Source organism: Lacunimicrobium album, assembly GCF_052161635.1.
GTDB lineage: Bacteria > Planctomycetota > Planctomycetia > Planctomycetales > Planctomycetaceae > SXPC01.
The window spans coordinates 686,967-704,779 of record NZ_CP197413.1 but is presented as its reverse complement, the minus strand read 5'-3'; the positions used below and the strand labels follow the sequence as shown (position 1 = coordinate 704,779).

Annotated in this window: 10 protein-coding genes; 6 read left to right on the top strand and 4 right to left on the bottom strand. The window is 53.6% G+C overall.

What is annotated here, in order from left to right; translation table 11 throughout:
• Positions 1–35: 35 nt before the first annotated feature.
• Positions 36–1,544, top strand: coding sequence for an HlyD family secretion protein (locus tag SH248x_RS02795; RefSeq protein ID WP_459557001.1), 1,509 nt, complete (start codon positions 36–38; stop codon positions 1,542–1,544).
• Positions 1,545–1,626: 82 nt separating this feature from the next.
• Here the strand turns inward: SH248x_RS02795 and SH248x_RS02790 are convergent, their stop codons facing one another.
• From SH248x_RS02790 to glgP, 3 genes are all read right to left on the bottom strand, one after another.
• Entirely contained in the window at positions 1,627–3,384 is a 1,758-nt protein-coding gene (locus SH248x_RS02790; RefSeq protein WP_459557000.1) for a TolC family protein, read from the bottom strand.
• Between the two features lie 418 nt (positions 3,385–3,802).
• Entirely contained in the window at positions 3,803–4,957 is a 1,155-nt protein-coding gene (gene chrA / locus SH248x_RS02785) for a chromate transporter (protein ID WP_459556999.1), read from the bottom strand.
• Between the two features lie 298 nt (positions 4,958–5,255).
• Positions 5,256–7,403, bottom strand: coding sequence for a glycosyltransferase family protein (gene glgP, locus SH248x_RS02780; protein ID WP_459556998.1), 2,148 nt, complete (start codon positions 7,401–7,403; stop codon positions 5,256–5,258).
• A 243-nt stretch (positions 7,404–7,646) separates the two neighbouring features.
• On the opposite strand from glgP, the gene SH248x_RS02775 reads away from it, so the two are divergent.
• The 3 genes from SH248x_RS02775 to SH248x_RS02765 all read left to right on the top strand — a co-directional run bounded on the left by SH248x_RS02775 (position 7,647) and on the right by SH248x_RS02765 (position 13,319).
• Complete coding sequence (locus tag SH248x_RS02775; RefSeq protein WP_459556997.1) at positions 7,647–9,803, top strand: YfhO family protein; 2,157 nt, start codon at positions 7,647–7,649, stop codon at positions 9,801–9,803.
• Between the two features lie 533 nt (positions 9,804–10,336).
• Positions 10,337–11,377 carry a DUF1559 family PulG-like putative transporter gene (locus SH248x_RS02770; RefSeq protein WP_459556996.1) on the top strand — a complete coding sequence of 347 codons (1,041 nt, stop codon included), beginning with the start codon at positions 10,337–10,339 and terminating at the stop codon, positions 11,375–11,377.
• 544 nt (positions 11,378–11,921) lie between these two features.
• Positions 11,922–13,319: a lactate utilization protein B gene (locus SH248x_RS02765; protein WP_459556995.1), complete on the top strand. Its 1,398-nt coding sequence runs from the start codon at positions 11,922–11,924 to the stop codon at positions 13,317–13,319.
• A 185-nt stretch (positions 13,320–13,504) separates the two neighbouring features.
• Here the strand turns inward: SH248x_RS02765 and SH248x_RS02760 are convergent, their stop codons facing one another.
• On the bottom strand, positions 13,505–14,983 hold the full coding sequence (locus tag SH248x_RS02760; RefSeq protein ID WP_459556994.1) for a Do family serine endopeptidase: 1,479 nt from the start codon (positions 14,981–14,983) through the stop codon (positions 13,505–13,507).
• Between the two features lie 612 nt (positions 14,984–15,595).
• Between SH248x_RS02760 and rnc the strand changes: the two genes are divergently transcribed.
• Positions 15,596–16,339, top strand: coding sequence for a ribonuclease III family protein (gene rnc, locus SH248x_RS02755; protein ID WP_459556993.1), 744 nt, complete (start codon positions 15,596–15,598; stop codon positions 16,337–16,339).
• 186 nt (positions 16,340–16,525) lie between these two features.
• Positions 16,526–17,794 (top strand): PPC domain-containing protein, encoded by a 1,269-nt coding sequence (locus tag SH248x_RS02750; RefSeq protein ID WP_459556992.1) that lies wholly within the window; start codon positions 16,526–16,528, stop codon positions 17,792–17,794.
• The last annotated feature ends 19 nt before the right edge of the window (positions 17,795–17,813 follow it).

Below are 17,813 nucleotides of genomic sequence, written 5' to 3'. Positions count from 1 at the left end.
AGACCGAACCAGCAGATAGAGATCAAGGTTGCACGATGAAAACGAAAACGGACGAACGTGAAGTCACACGACGGGAACTGACTGATGTGGAACTCTCGCAAGTCCTGACACGTCCGGGATCGACCATGCTGCAGCCGGTGGCGTATGACGAGACGCTCATGCCGACTCTGCGCCTGGCGCGGTCGTCGCAGAAGGCTAGAAGGATTGCGAATGTCCTGATGTGGTCCTTGATCGTCACGATGATCTTCGTTGTCTTTGCGCCGTGGCAGCAGTCGGTCAAGGGGACGGGAAACGTGATCGCTTTTAGCCCCACAGAGCGCCCGCAGACGATGCAAGCGACGATCAAGGGACGAATCGTTCGCTGGGGACACAACATCTTCGAGAACGCCCAGGTCGAAAAAGGACAGTTCATCGCCGAGATCCAGGATCTTGATCCTGACTATGTCACTCGCTTGAATGATCAGCTCAACGCGTCGAAATCGGTCGTAGAAGCAGCCAAGAAAGTTCTCGAAGCCAACGAACAGAATCTCGTCAACGCCAAGCAGATTGAGCGAATTTATTTCCAGCAGATCGAGCGTTACCGCACGATTCGTAGCGACACGCTCGACTCTGCCAATGCCTTAATCGAAATGACCAAAAAGAAGGTCGATGCTGCCGAGCAAGAGTACAGCGAAGCCGTCACGGCTAAAGAGCAGATCGATCTGGAGTTTCAGCGTGATCAACTGCTTTATCGCGATGGGATTTACAACGACGAGTACTTTCAGGTCTCCCAGCGAAAGATGAAAGAGGCTGGCATCAAAGTCGACAAGGCAGCGACCTACATCCAGATTGCCAAAGAAGACCTCAACAGTAAGATGAAGGACCGCGATGTCAAGCTGGCGCTTGCCGATATTGATATCGACTACGCACTGGGGATGGTGCAGAAGGCTCAGTCCGATATCGCCAAGGCATCCAGTGAAGTCTCGAAAGCGCGGAGTGAAGTCAACAAAGCTCAGAAGGATTTGACAGAATCAGAGATCAAGACCGCTCGCCAGCAGTCGCAGGTCCTCAATGCTCCTTTTGATGGAACGATTGTGAAAATCACGCCCAACCAGGGAGCAGCGATCCTCAAGGAAGGTGACCCGATCTGCGTCATCGTCCCCGAGACAGCGAATCGTTCCGTGGAGGTTTACCTCAAAGGCAACGATGCCCCGCTGGTGGACGTCGGTCGACACGTCCGTCTGCAGTTTGAAGGCTGGCCCGCGATTCAATTCTCCGGTTGGCCTCAGGTCGCGGTGGGAACATTCGGCGGAACAGTCATCTCCGTTGATGAGACCGACGACGGCATGGGACGCTTCCGTGTCCTCGTTGCTCCCGATGAGACGACTCAGGAATGGCCGGAACCTCGCTTCCTGCGACAAGGCGTCCGGGTCAACGGCTGGGTTTTATTGGACACGGTTCCGCTGTGGTACGAAATCTGGCGTAACCTCAACGGCTTCCCACCCTCGATCCAGATCGAGAAAGACGGCAAGATTCCCAAGGCCCCGAAGCTGCCGAAGGTTTAGGGGCAGCTCTCGTAATTCCTCTGAGTACAGTCAAATAAGATCAACGTGTTGACCTTATTTGCGGAAAACAAGAGTTCTATCGTCAATCCAGCGCCAGCGCGGCCCGGTAGTCGGCTCGGGCGAGAAAGTAACGCAGCTTCGCCTCGACCAGAGTGATGGCAGCCTTCACGGCGTCTTCTTCCCGTCGATTCAGGAGGAACAAATCTGTTCGACCAACCGCGAAGATCCGTCGTTCGACCTGCGCCATATAGGTTGCCAGTTCGACGTTGCGTTCTTCCTGCGTGATGACCTGTACCGCGGCGTTGATTCCTGCGACTGACTTCTGGACGTCGATACCGATCTTGTCAGCGGTGAGTTGTCGTTTATACGCGACCTGGGTCATCTTCGCCTGAGTCGAAGTCAGCTTACCTTTCGCCTTACGACGTTGCAGAGGGACTTCGAATGCCAGTCCAGTTTCGTACTCCAAACGGGATTTATCGCGGGACGGGCTGGTTGGCTCACCAACGTCTTGTGAGCTGATGGCGTAGGCGTCGAGTGTCGGTTGCAGGTCGTTGGTTGCCAGGGCGTACTGGATGTCGAGGTCTTTCTTGACGAAATCGAGCACTGTCAACTCAGGGCGACGCGCCAACGCGAGATCCAGGTCAATCGGTAATTGATCGGCAGGGAGTGAATCGATCAACGGAAAGTCGGGCAACTGGTCCAGCGTAACAACAAACGGGCGCCCTGATGGGTCGCGGTAATACTGTGACAGCTTGATGGCTGACTGTTTTACTTTCAGCTCTGCCTCAATTAACTCGGCTTGACGCAGGGCGATAATTCGCAGGTTATCCTGCAGAACGGGCGGGTCTTTCTTACCGCGTTCGACTTCGAGGCGAATCTGCTCGTTACGATCTTCTGCGAGTTTCAGCAGGACGCTTTTAATCTGGTAAGCATGGCCTGCAGCCACCCAGGACCAGTACGCATACGCGGATTCCTGAACGAACTGGATTCGTTGCGCCTGGATATCAGGTTCGACGGCTTGTCGCTGCACGCCCGCCTGCCAGAGTTCTGCACGACGAGGATCGATCTCGAGGTTTCTCAGTAAAGGCTTCTCAATGCCCAGCTTGAATTCACCGCCATCGTTGGTCTGACGTTCGCGGTACCAGGGCTCGTAATAACCTCGTCCGACGCGGTATTGAGTAAAGACCTGGCCTCCGTTGTACATTGGGAGATAGGCACCGACAGCTTGTCGGTAAGTCTGATAATAGCCAACAGGCTGGTTGTTCGAATCGGCATAGAGCTTCGTGTCGAACTCGCCGGATCTTGTCACCATTTCGCCAAAGGCTACTTGACGTTCCTGTTCAGCTGCTGCAAGAGCAGGGTAAGCGCCGTAAACAGAGCCGATGACTTCATCGAGCGAAAGGAGCCGACCAGTTCCGGTCTTGTGATCGGCTTCGATGATCTCTTCATAAGGATTATCGCGATTGGGGTCGACGACCTGACCCGGCGGCACATTTTCCGGAGCAGCCGGGGGCGGCGTATCAGGTGTCGTCACTGGAGGCTGAGCTTCAGGAAAGACAACGTTGGGTTTTTGACCCGTTGTTTCCTGCGCAGCGGCCGTCTGAAAGGTCTCGCTGGATTCTTTGATGTGAGAATCTGATGAAGCGACGTCAGACGGAACAATTTGCTTGAGAGCCTTGATATTGTCCGGATTGCTGAAGCGGTGCTCAACGGAGAATTCAGACGAGGTCGATGGCGGAGGCGTGGAGGCTGTTTGTTGAAAGGTCGAGTCGACGTGACGCGACGTGCAGCCCGCAGCCAGAAGGGCAAGAGTCAAATACCATCGAACATATCCAGACACGCTATCGCTCCCTCAATCTTCGCGCGAACCGCACGACACCTTCCGTGGTGTGATCTTTTCATCGTGCTTGATCAGCGTGAATCTGAATGTAGAGCGAGCAAACCCTCAACAACCGTTCCTGTTACAGCTGCTGCGACCCGCAGCATTGTTACAACCGTTAAGGTTTGACAGGCGCGGGACGTGCCAGCAGTAAAGATAGTGAAGATCAGAGACGGACTTGAATGTGAAGTCACGAAGTTCGTGTCGTGACTGTGTGGCAATGTCCAAAGGGGGCTTCAAAGAATTTTGTTCTTTTCGCATGAAAGAAGATTCATTTTAACTACCTTGAAACGTGCACAAAACAACCTTTTGTCGCAGCGGTTTTCCGATCAGACGCTATTGTGTTATTGCGAGTGCTTCTTAGCGTTGTACAGCGTCCTCAGTTCGCGTTGCTCAGGAAATAACCGATCAACCCAGAGCTTATGATCACGGCTGGAATGGTCCATTTACTCTTGAGCAGGAGCAGTGCGGCGAGGGAGAACGCGAACAGGAATAACTGCAGTCCGCCTGTTACCACTTGTTGGAAGATGTTCAGAGCCGTCAGAGCGAGCAGGCCGACGACGGCGGCGGAGATGCCTTCCAGAGCACCGTGGACGGCGCGATTTTCGATCAGACGTTCCAGTTGATGATGGCCGATCAGGGTAAAGGCGAAGGCGGGGAAGAAGATCCCCAGAGTCATCAGCAATCCCCCGGACAGTCCATCGGCGATGTATCCCAGGAAAGTGCCGAAGATGATGAGGGGGGCAGGTATGACATTGCCCAGCGCGATGCTGTCCAGGAAAACAGTTTGAGTAACGTCAGGGTAATGCCCGACCATGCTGTTTTGCAGGAATGGAATCGCGGTGTAGGCACCGCCGAAGGACAGCAAGCCTGCTTTGAGGCCTTCAATGAGGAGATTCCCGGAACTCCCCGGATGGATCACGTTCACGGTGGGATAACGTGAAGTGATGAAAATCACAAAGACAGCAAGGGACATGCCCACGGCGATTGCAACGCTACGTCGTCCTGCTGACCAGAGTGTCTGCCAGATCGCCGCGACGAGAAATACCATCAGGAAATGCACGCCCATCAGAGTGAGTCCGACAGCAGCGATGGCAGCCACCCAGTGTCCAACGCTGACGAGTGACTGACTGCCCAGGCGCTGAGCGGCACGTACGATGATTGCTGTCACAGCTGGAGCGACGCCGACAAATAGCGGCAACAGCACATCGGCTCCATAGAATGAATACGCCCAGGCCAACAGAAGCATCAGCAGCAGTCCGGGCAACATGAAACCCAAGCCAGCCAGGAAGCCACCCAGGCGACCGGCACGGATTATACCGAAATAGACACACAGTTCATGGGCTTCCGGGCCAGGGAGAGCCTGATAGACCGCCAGCGCCCGTCTGAACTTCTCGGGAGTGATCCATTGTCGTCGTCCGACAAGTTCCTCCCGGATCATGGCGATCTGTGCAACGGGACCGCCCCACGCCAACAGACCGAATCGCAGAAAAATGAGGAAGATCGAAGCGTAGCGATCGTCTTTCTCATTCATAGTGGGTACGGCAGTGAAGGTGATGTGGCTTTGCTGACTGGCAGCTAACAGATAGGAAAAGAGTTGCGAACCAAGTTTGCCCAGGGAGTAAAGACGTACCTGTTTCCGGTGTCAACTAAAGAACGAAGAACACCGGCATAGCCAGTGGCACCTGGCTTGTGAATTTGACCGCCTATTCACGGACCAAAGAGCATACTTGCTTGGAGCGGCAAGCATGCCACTTGGTGCCAGAGCGTCATTTTTTGTCAAACAGACCCGGAAACACAGACAGGAATGTCTGTGCTACCAGAGAGTGGCATCAGGGCATGATCATCATTTCGGACGAAAGACCACCAGCGGCGGGGATGTAGCTCAGTTTCGTGTAGTCCATGACCATACGGTCGGCGTTGAAGCGCCAGCCGAGGGTGCGGACGGCTCGTTTCATGCGGAGGACCCAGTCGCGGGGAAGGTCGTCACGGTCGCGCTGATAGTAAAGCGGGATGACTTCGTTTTCAAGGGTTTCGATCAGGCTGATGGCATCACGTTCGTCCTGGATGTCTGTATCGACGTGAGTCTCACCGTTACCGATGGAGAAGCCGTTCATGCCGTCATAGGCTTCCGCCCACCAGCCATCGAGGACTGACAGATTCAGACCGCCGTTGAGAACGACTTTTTGCCCCGAAGTCCCAGAGGCTTCGAGAGGGCGACGCGGGTTGTTCAGCCAGACATCCACTCCCTGAACGAGTTGTCGCGTGATACTGATGTCATAGTCTTCGAGGAAGATGATCTTGCCGAGGAAGGGTTTCTCCTGAGAGATCTTGTAAATGCGCTGCAGGATTTTCTTGCCCTGCTCGTCGGCCGGGTGGGCCTTACCGCAATAGATCAGCTGCAGCGGGCGTTTCTCGTCTTCGAAGAGACGAGCTAAGCGGTCGATGTCGTGCATGATCAGGTCGGCACGTTTATACGGTGCAAATCGTCGGGCGAAGCCGATGGTCAGGGCTTGCGGATCGAGGATCTGCTGGAGGGCATCGATCTTCTCATCGGCGGCATGCCGACGGACAGCTTGTCGAACCATCCACGAGCGGGCGAAGTTGACCATGCGATTCTTGAGTGTCTGGTGAATCTCCCACATCTCGCCGTTGGTGACGGTGTCGATCCCTTCCCAGACCTTGGCTTCGCCGGTGCGCAGGTACCACTTATCGGGGAGGACGCGGTCGTAGAGAACTCGCAGGTTGGGGGCCAGCCACGAAGAGACGTGAACGCCGTTGGTGATGTGGCCAATCGGGATCTGGGCTTCACTGAGATACGGCCACAGGCAGGTCCACATGCGGCGCGAAACGACTCCATGCAGATTCGAGACGCCGTTCGCACGATGACTTGTCTTGAACGCAATGATTGTCATGCAGAACGGCTCGCTGTGATTCCCTGGCTCGACACGACCGAGCGCCATGAAGCCTTCACTATTGAGTGAAAGCTGTTGAGCCATCGGGCCGAGCTGTTCCAGGGTCAACGCAGGGTCAAAGCGGTCGTGACCGGCGGCGACGGGGGTATGCGTCGTGAAGCAGCACATCGGACGGACTTCGCGGATCGCATCATGAAACGAAAGACCATCCCGGTGCATCCTGATCCGAATAACTTCCAGCGGCGCAAACGCAGAGTGACCTTCGTTCATGTGAATGACACGTGGCTCGATCTTCATCGCCGTCAGGGCCCGGACCCCGCCGATACCCAGGAGAATCTCTTGACGAATGCGGGTGCGCTGGTCGCCGCCATAGAGACGGGCTGTCAGCTTGCGGTCTTCTGGCGTGTTTTCAGGGATATTGCTGTCGAGCAGGAAGAGGAGGTTGCGACCCACATTGACACGCAGAACGCGGGCGTGGATTTTGCCGGCGCCTGCTTCGACGGAAATAATGATTGGTTTGTCGTGATCGTCTTTCATGACATGCATAGGCATGTCTTTGATGTCGACGGTGTTATAGATCTCCTGCTGCCAGCCTTCGTCGTTGAGGGATTGAGAGAAGTAGCCTTCGTGATAGAAAAGGCCAATACCAACAAGGGGAATGCCAAGGTCGGAAGCGGATTTCAGGTGATCCCCTGCGAGGACACCCAGGCCGCCGGAGTAGACCCGGAGTGATTCATGAAGACCGAATTCTGCCGAGAAGTAGGCGACCGGGCGGTAGCCGAGGATGCCCGCTTCATGCACGCCCCAGGTCTGATGGGACTTCATGTATTCTTTGAACTGGCGGTAAGCAAGGTTGATGCGAGAAGGGATAACCCCTTCCTTGGCTTTGCGTTCGAGCTTCTCCGGCGTGTACTCGCGGAGCATGATGATCGGGTTGTGATTGAGATCCGCCCAGCGCTGCGCATCGATCAAGTGGAAGATCTCGCTGACATCAGGCTGCCAGCTCCACCACAGATTATCTGCCAGTTCGCAAAGTTTCTCGTGAAGTGACAGCTGGGTGGACATCAATGACTCCTTCGTCTCAAGGCGTGATGAGCAGACCTGCAACTCGTCCATTGACTGGCAGGTCTTGTGGCCAACATCTTAGAGGATGCGCTGCGGCTTGGGCCACCGTCAATTCAGGAAAATGCCTGCTGCAGGGTGACGACGATGCCGGGATGCTTCGTTAAACTCAACGGAGCTTGCCTGGTTTTTCAGAAGTGTTCTCCGGAAGTTCGATTTCCTGTCAACTGATGAGGCGGTCCCCGCATGTCTGAACCTACTTCGCGCACATCCTCACGATGGTTGGATCTGGCGGTCTTCACGGTCGTAGGGATCGCGCTCACACTATTCTTCTGGTGGCCGCTGGCAGTCGGGTATGGGATCATTGGCGGCGATACTTATACCTATTTCTTTCCCCAGAAGACGTACTTTGCAGACTGGTTGAAACAAGGGGTCTTACCGCTGTGGAATAACCTGGTCGGGTTTGGATACCCGCTGGTGGGAGAAAGTCAGACGGGAGTGTTTTACCCATTTCACCTGCTGTTTTACTGGCTGATGCATGTCAACGCGGCTTACAACGCCAATCACCTGGTGCATACGGTAATCGCGTTTGTCGGAATGGGGTTTCTGGCAAGAGAGAATGGGCTGTCGAAGTCGGCAGCAGTCCTGGCGGCGTGTGTCTTTGTCTTTGGATGGTTCCCTGCTCGAAGCTGTCTGGAATGGGCAATCATCACAGGGGGATGGATTCCGTGGCAGCTGTGGGCCTTGCAGCGAGCAATTCAACAGAAGCAGCCCGCGTACTACTTAGTCTTGGCTGGTGTCACAGGGCTGCAGCTATTGGCGGGGCATTACAATCTGGCGTTTATCAGTGTGCTAGCCTGCTTGGGGATGGCGGTCTGGGGGTTTTCGGGGACAACAACAGACGAGGATACCAATGATGCTGAATCCGTGAATCGATGGTCAGCGGTGACCTGGACGTCAATGACTCTTCTGCTGGGGTTCTCGCTGGCAGCGGTTCAATTGATATCGACAATGGAATTGAAGGCGCAGTCGCAGCGTTCGACGGTGGAGAAATTTGGTGAGGTTGGACAGGGACACTTGCCGCCGTGGTATCTGGTTCAGACGGTGGCGCCGTTTATTTATTATGATGCGATGGTGGATTCAGACGTTCTGCTGGGGCAGCCCACATTCCTGACGTACCCGCAGTCGACGAACAAGGTAGAGGCTCACCTTTACTTTGGACTGCTGCCGTTGGCGTTGGCGCTTGGCGGAATCATCGCTTTGCTGTGGAATCATGATCTGTCCGCAAGTGAGCGGTGGCGGATGTGGTATTGGCTGGTGCTGGGGCTGGCTTGTCTGGTTTATGCGACGGGGTGGCTGGTGCCGATGGCTCAGTTCCTACCGGGGTTTTCGTTCTTCCGTGGACCGGGGCGATACACCGTAATGACCACGATCACAGTCGCGTTGTTTGCCGGCTGGTTTTTGGATCGCGTGACGAAGCGGTTCGACGCGCAGGCAGGGCGAGTGGTGATAGGGCTCGTGCTGGCGGTCTCAATATTCGACTTGTACGTGATGGGGCGCAATACGTTGTGGATGTCAGGAGCGGATGTCAGCTTTTTCAATGGAAACGGAACGGGGTACACACTGCTGGTTGCGAACCCAGGGATCAATCAACGTAACGAGAGTCCGGTTGAAGAAATCGTCTCGCAGTCGAAAGGCCTGACGAGGATTTTTTCGCCAGGACCCAATCTGGCGACATCCACGGGGCTGTCTGCGACGCCTGTTTACCTGGGGATTGGACCAGAGCAGTATTATGACGACAAGCTGACGATGCCCGCGCCGCCCGAGGATCAGCGGAGCCAACAGGGGAAACTCGTGACGATGCCATCTCAGGTGACATGGCTGCAGAAGTCGAGCGTGACACATGTGCTGAGCTTTGAGCCGCTGGATGCGACGCAGTGGCCTGTGGAGGCTGCGGTCGCTGTGGCGGACCCGTACTTCGGGCGGGCATGGGGGCGTCAGGAGCCAGTGTACCTGTCAAAGCTGGCGGGTGTGCGCCCACGTATCAGCTGGCGAGACGAATTACGGGACAATGATCAGGGTGCAAAGACGATTGAATTGAAATCGTATCAGCCAAATCGCGTTGAGGTGGAGACGTTCATTAGCCAGCCAAATCAACTGATCCTGACAGATCTGGCATGGCCGGGGTGGGTTTCGATGATCGATGGGCAGGCAGTCTCTATGGAGATTGTAGACGGACAGTTTCGAGGGGTGAACGTACCACGTGGGAAACACGTCGTGACCATGGTATACCGGCCGTGGTCGTTGTGGGTGGGAGGAGTGATCAGCTGCCTGGGATTTACGACAATCATCATTGCTGTGACAGCAGCAAGGCGAAGAGGGCATGTCTCGGTCATCGAATGAAGCGAGATTAAGGCCTTCGGGAATCCCTGTTGATGTGCTGAGGTTTTTCGCAGTGGTGGATGTACTACGGGTACTGTCGTGTACTTACAAAATCTCGTAGGAACTGATGAAATACCCAGCACTTGGATAACGAGATTTCAAGGCGGCTTTCGTTAATTATTGCGTAAATTCGAGGCACCATGCTGCATATCAGAGGGCACATCACGCTAACGATTCCTAAGTGAAATTGCTCATCGTCGCTATTCTTAAGATTTTGAGCAGGAAAAGATCGGAATAAATCGAGCTAACTTATTTCACAGAGAAAAAATATCCCGTTTGCAAGAAATTTGGTCTGATGTTTGCGTTTGTGACAAATCATTCAATCTTTCTGCCACAGCCACACTGCTGCAGGTAGATCGTCTGCTCCTCGCTCTTTATTAACTGCTTGTGCGTTGCGTTTGCACCATGCCTGGATATGTCATCTTTTTCCGTCTTGAATCCTGGCATGGAACTGCTGACTTTTCTTTTTCCCTTTTCAAATGGAGAGATTTAGCATGGTGTCGACAGAGACAAGAGTTTCGATGGTTCACGCAAAGTCTCGCGGCTTTACTCTCATCGAGTTGTTGGTTGTGATTGCCATTATTGCGACGCTTGTTGCTCTTTTGCTTCCAGCAGTCCAGCAGGCCAGGGAAGCTGCGAGACGATCAACATGTAAAAACAACCTCAAGCAGATTGCTCTAGCAGCCCACAATTTCCACGATGTCTATCAACAGTTCCCGCCAGCAACCATTTCCGGTGACAGCAACTGTGATGTGACTGTTGCACTTCAGTACGGTTCAAATATCAGTTCATTGGCTTTACTCCTGCCTTTTCTTGAGCAGACGGCTATCAGTGACAAAATTGATTCATGGAAGGGTGTCGTTCCTCAACGACTTGGAAGCAAAGGAACTCCAAACTGGTGTTACGGTTATGGACAAACAAAAACGTCCTACACGTATCACTGGATCTACTACGATGTTGGCACTCAAGAAATGGCGAAAGCTCCCATCTCCGTTTTTCAATGCCCTTCCGATACATTTGAAGGTGCAGACGATTTCATTTCATTACATACGTGGTGCACAGATGGCGCGACCAATGGGTCTCGCTGTGTCGCAGACGGAGATCAATACGAATTCTCGGGATATGTGACTGGCGCGACAGATGGGTATGCCAAGACAAGTTACCTGCCAGTCGCAGGTTATCTAGGACGTTTGGAAAACAGTCACAAGCAGTGGCAAGGAATTTTTGGCGGTTGGACGCAGGTCGCATTCCGGGACGTGTTAGATGGAACAAGCAACACATTTCTTTATGGCGAAAGCACTGGCGGTAAAGACACGAATTATACGTGGATGGGGGCAGGAGCAATGCCGAATGGTTGGGGTCTCGCTAGTAGCGGGAAAAATGCTAACTGGTGGGAAAACTCATCTGAGCATGCAGGAGGGGTGCAATTCGCAATGGCTGATGGAGCAGTGCGGTTTATTTCCACGAGCATTGACTTCAGCCTTTATGCCTATATCGCTGGCCTGTCAGATGGCAGAGTCATTGGTGAGTTCTAAGGTATTCGCTTCTCGTAAAGGTTTCATCGTATTTCAATTAACTGAAAGTAAAGAGAATGCGTCTTAGCACGGTAAGAGTCTCCTTTTTCTTGACACTAACCATGTTGGTTGGTTGTTCAAGCGCTGAGCCTGATGTTCCACCACATGGCGGAAAGACGCAGGCGTCTCCTGATGGTCCAGGTATGCTTTCACCTCCTAAGGCTCCAACTCCGCCACCTCCCGCTCCACCCAAATAGTTTGGGGATACCAGTCAATGCACAGTTGTTACTCGCTGTGGATTGGCACGATTCTTTCGCTGCCGATTGGGCGATTTCATACGCAGCCTTCTGTTTCTCTTTCGATCATGAAAGCGGAACAGGAGGCTATTTTCTTTGATGCTACAACATGAAATCAGGTTCTTCGCTGATTTGCCAATGCTTGAATCTGTGCTTTCCGAGTCATGTTTGCGGATGCGAAAAATGGAATAGATGGATAAACTTAGATGTGAGTCCCGCTTGGTTTAGCGTGACACCAAACGAGAAAAAACGAAAATCAAACCAGATCAATGATTCAACCAACAACAAAACACCCCGAACAAGCCTCCAAATTTATCGCCAACGAAAAACGCGCGCATTGGCATGATGAGACATTGTGGTTCGTGCGGGTCAAGCGGGATCGTCAGGCGGCTTCGTTGCCTGAGTGGGAGCAGTTGCGGGAGCAGGCTTCTGGGATTAAAAACCATGTGCTGACGCATCTGCCGGAATTGCTGGAGCAGTTTGAGAAGAATGCGATTGCGCGGGGGGCGAAGGTTTACTGGGCAGCGGATTCCGCTGAGCATAACGAGATCATTCTGAAGATTCTCAAGCAGCACAACGCGAAGAACATCGTCAAAAGCAAGTCGATGCTGACGGAAGAGTGTCACCTCAACGGGTTCCTGGAACGCAACGGGTATGAAGTTGTCGACACGGATCTGGGCGAGAGAATCGTACAGTTTCGTAAAGAGACGCCGAGTCACATTGTTCTGCCTGCCATCCACATCAAGCGGGAGGAAGTCGGCGAGACGTTTCACGAGCATTTGGGAACACCGGCCGGGGAGAGTGATCCCAACTTCCTGGCGGAGGCTGCGCGGGGGCATTTGCGGGAGAAGTTCTGTCGGGCGGATATCGGGATCAGTGGCGTGAACTTTGCGGTCGCGGAGACCGGGGGCTTTGTTGTTTGCACGAACGAGGGGAATGCTGATCTGGGGGTGTCGCTGCCGAAGGTCCATATTGCGTGCATGGGGATGGAAAAGCTAGTACCGCGGTGGTCCGATCTGGCAGTCTTTACCCGCCTGTTGGCGAGGTCGGCGACGGGGCAGCCGATCACGGCGTATACATCGCATTTCCAGGGGCCGAAAGATGACGAGTCCGAACTGCACATCATCATTGTGGATAATGGCCGGACAGCATTGCTGGATCAGGAGGACTTCCGCAATTCACTCAAGTGCATTCGCTGCGGGGCGTGCATGAATACGTGTCCTGTGTACCGACGCAGCGGCGGGCATAGCTACAGCACGACGGTGCCGGGGCCGATCGGATCGATTCTCGCCCCATCACGCGATCCCAAGGCGTTTTATACGCTGCCACATGCGTGTACGTTGTGCGGGTCTTGCACGGATGTCTGTCCGGTAAAAATTGATCTGCATCATCAACTTTACACGTGGCGCAGCAAGCTGGTGTTAAAAAACCTCCTGCCGTGGTCGAAGCGGTTTCCCATGAAGGTGGCGTCGTTCGCGATGCAGCGTCCGAAGTTGTTTCGGCTGGGAGCCTCGATTGGGAAAACGATGCTCAGGATCACCCCGAAGAGTCTCTCGCATCATCCCTGGTTGAATCCATGGGGAAAGCAGCGGGATTTGCCGCCAGTGCCGAAGAAGACGTTTGGGGAGTTGTATCGAGAGCGAAGCGAGAGGGTAAAGCAGGGATGAGGCAGCGGATCTGAAAACGTGCTTCGGAAGAGCATGTGAAATTGCGCGTCTTGTCGTACTCAGAGAGTAATGGTGGCAGAGAGCACATGGGACAGGGGATTGACATCCCACGCTCGCCTAAGAAATAAAAAACGCCGCGGAGCTTTGAGGGCTCGCGGCGTTTTTTTTGTTGGTGGGTTATCGGATTACTTTTTGACCTTCAACGCGACGAAACGGGTGGTGTCACCTGTTTTGACCAGGAGGAGGTAACCTTTTTCGGGTTGACCTTTCTTGATGGCGTTCTGGAAGTCATCGAGTGATTTGATTTCCTGGCCGCCGATCTTTTGGATGACATCACCAGCACTCAGGCCTGCACGAGCTGCGACGCTGTTTTCATCAATCGAGGTGACCACGACGCCTTGAGAATCTTCTTTCATCTGGAGTTGTTCAGCGAGTTCGGGAGTGATCTGCTGAACTTCGATGCCGACGTCGTTCCACTTGGTCTGTTCGGGTTCATCCTTGTCTTTAGGAGAAGGAGTGAAGTCGACGGAGGATCGAGTGTAGTCTTCTGGCATCTGCTCCATGGTGATCTTCAGCGTCTTGCGAGTACCATCACGCAGGACGATGAGGTCGTACGACTTGCCGACGTCGAGACGTTCGACGATCCCCTGCAGTTCGTTGGTGCTGTTGACCTGAGAACCGTTGAGTTCGAGGATGATGTCGCCTGTCTTCAGTTCCGATTTGGCCGCTGGCGAGTCTGGCTTGATCATCGTGACAATGGCACCGCGACCAGCTTTGGCGTCGAGTTGATCGGCGATTTCACGGCTGACAGGTTGGATCCCGACGCCGATGAAGGCCCGTTTGACCATCCCGTTTTCAATCAGTTGATTGACGGACCACTTGGCCATGTTGATCGGAATGGCAAAGCCGATGCCGTCATATCCGCCGCTGCGGGTCGAGATGGCGGTGTTGATGCCGATGACTTCACCGTTCAGGTTGACGAGTGGTCCGCCGCTGTTACCCGGGTTAATGGCAGCGTCGGTCTGCAGATAGTCTTCGCGTTCGTTGATGTGCGGGCCGCGACTCTTGGCTGAGATGATGCCCGAGGTGACCGTTGTTTCAAACCCGAAGGGACTGCCGAGTGCAAGGACCCAGTCGCCGACTTCAACTTCGTCACTGTTGCCAACGGGCAGTGTCACGAGATCGGACGTCGGTTCGATCTTGATGACCGCAACATCAGCACGCGAGTCGACACCGACAAGGGTGGCATCGAGCACGCGACCGTCATGCAAACGCACTTCAATGCGGTCGGCCCCCTGGACGACGTGGCTGTTGGTCACGATATGCCCTTGGGTGTCGTAAATGAAGCCCGAACCCTGACCTTGTCGCAGTTGCGGGCGACGAGGGCTTGGGCGTCCCTGGCGGAACTGAGGGTTGTTTTCGAAGAACTGACGCAGGAAGGGCTGCTGCTCGAAGAGCTCTTCCATCTGATCGCTGTTGTCAGCCATCTGGCCGCGACTTTCCGTGACGATGGTCACAACGCTGGGAGTCGCGTGCTTCGAGGCATTCCGGAACGGAGCCGACATGTCTTTGAGTTCGGCCTGGCTGATCCCGAGGCCTTCTCGTGCCTGGGCTTCTGCTTTGGGGTGTTGTTGAAGTCCCAGCACGTAACCGGCTGAGAGCATCGCCCCGACAAATAAGACCCATATAATTCTGGAACTGAAACTGGTTTCTGATCGCATAGAAAACTCCTCACTCATGCTTCGTTGAGCAAATAAACTGCCCTCAATCCAACGCGTTGGCTGAGAATTGGCAGGGATCATTTCAGAGCGTGAAATCCTTCACGTCCTGTTTGATAACAAAAGAATAAAAACCGACATCCTGTTGATATTCGCTACGCCGGAGTCTCATCAAAAGTTGGACACGAGTGTCAAAAATTTCTGTGGTACGGCAAACACCCAATCATTTGGCCACCGACAGCGTCGGGAGATCCCTGACATTATTAAAGCAGGAAGATGGCGGAGCAACGGGGAAATTGGTTTGGATTCAGTGATCCGAGAGGGCGAGGTGGATTCATTGCCTACGGGCAATTCGCAGCTCCCCCCTCATTCGACCTCGGCTGTATTGTTTGCGAACCTTCAGTTCGACTCGGACACCTTCTCCCCGAGGGAGAAGGATCGGAAGAGAGAGCAAATCAAACGTATTCCGGCTTGAAATCGTGGGGGCGGGGGACGCATAATGGAGTTTCAATCGCTCGACAGGCTTCTGAACCCCGGCTTTGATCATTAAAGGATCATGTGATTAGCGATGTTTTAGCACTATGCGAACAACTTATTGGTTATGAATTCTCCGATAAGCAATTGCTCGAAATCTGCCTGACCCATGCTTCAGGAGCCCGCAGTCGTCTCGAATCAAACGAGCGGCTGGAGTTTCTAGGGGATTCTATCCTCGGTGCCGTCGTTTGCGATCAGCTGTACCGTCAGTTCCCCGAATCGACGGAAGGGGAATTGACACGAATCAAATCGGAAGTCGTCAGCCGGGCGACGTGTGCGATTCTTGCACGGGAAATTGGTCTGCATCAGGTTGTCAAGCTCGGCAAAGGGATCGATCGAGACCGCGATCTGCCGGATTCGATCTTGGCCGGAGTTTTCGAAGCGATCATTGCCGGTATCTATTACGATGGCGGATTCGAAGTCGCGAAGGGGTTTGTTTCACGGCTGACCGATGGGTACGTTCGTCGAATCATCGAAAATCAGGGTGAGAAGAACTCCAAGAGTATTCTGCAACAGTTGTCACAGAAGCGGTTTGGCGAAACTCCGATTTACGCACTGTTGGAAGAGCGCGGGCCCGATCATTCCAAGCATTTCCAGGTTGCAGCTATGGTAGGCCGTCGGCAGTTTGCACCCGCCTGGGGAACAAACAAGAAGGAAGCCGAACAGAGGGCCGCTGCGAATGCCTTGCTGGAAATCGAAGCTGAACCAGGAGTTACGACGCCCGAGCTTCCCTCTGAGGAACTGGCAACTCCGGCCACGCAAGCCTGAGACATGGCCTTTTGTCCCTATCCCGAGTTGCCGGTTTTCTATGTGAAATTATGATAAGTGGTCTTATTTTTCTGGAAGTTTAGTTTGCGCAGCTTATGCTGTTTAGACAAATTTTGTGATGTGGGACATGGGTGCAAAACCAGTTCTTCCTCTGCCAGAACGAGTTTTCAGAAGGGCCGATACGATATGACACTTTGGGCGAAGCTGTTTCCAGCTAAACAGCGACTTCGACGATTTACCGAATCTGTTCAGCAACTTGAAGAGCGACGCCTGCTGTCGGGTACACCGGTCGTGATTGCTGATGGTAATTTCAATGATTCTATTGCTTCGGCAACTGTTTTGGGGACAACCACGACACTCCGTCCAGGCAACTGGCAGGTCAACGGAAACGTCGGAATTGGTACGGATCGATTTGATTACTACCGGTTTGAACTCCACGAGCGTTCCACTGTTTCGATCAGCCTGAGTAATCTGCGAGCTAATATGCAGGTTGAACTGCTCGCCAGCGCTGGGCACCCGATCAAGGTGTCGAATAAAGTCGGGACTCAGTCAGAGCTGATCTCGACAACGCTGGATAAGGGTGTTTATCAAATTCGAGTTTCTTCGGGTGGCATCAGGACGCTGTCCTCCAGTTACCGCTTGAATGTGACAACTCAACTGGCTCTCAAAGCCGATCCGGATGAGTCGAACAACACACTCGCGACAGCCACGGATATTGGCAGCGTCAGCGCCCTCAATCAAACGCTGTCGAATACGCGTACCAATCGAAATATCGGGTTCAGCGGTGATGTGAATGACTTCTATAAGTTCACCGTCTCCAACCTGACTCGTGCCAGCGGAACCGTCACTCTCACCGGGATGTTTGCCAACGCGAATCTGCAGGTGCTGAATTCAGCCGGAAAAGTTGTGGCTCAGTCATCGCTGACAGGATCAAACTCCGAAAGTGTGACGCTGACAAGCTTGAATCCCGGAACTTACTACATTCGAGTACTCCCAGGTCAGACAGGTGCTGCGACCGCTTACAATCTGACTGTGAATCTGACGGCTGATGCAAATTCGGATTTCAATGGCAATAACAATAACAACGCAGATGCCATCAACCTTGGAAGCGTCACGACCAAGCCGTTGATGAAAACGAAGTCCGATTCCATCGGGGCCAACGGTGATACCAGTGATCTTTACAAATTCGACGTAGCACCCGGTCGCAAATCGAAATTCACCTTGGAATTGTCGATCCTGAAGGGTGTGCCGAGCAATTTGAATTTGGAACTGGTCGATGCACTCGGAAACGTGATTCCTCTAACGCAGACCGTTAAGGGGAATCAGCGCTCCATCACTCTGTCAGATTCTGCTGCTCGACTGGCGTCGGGATCGTATTTCATTCGATTTACATCAACAGCTGGAGCGAACATTGACTATCGGTTCCTGATCAATGCTCAATCTCAGCTTGCCTGAGCATTCATATCATTTTCAC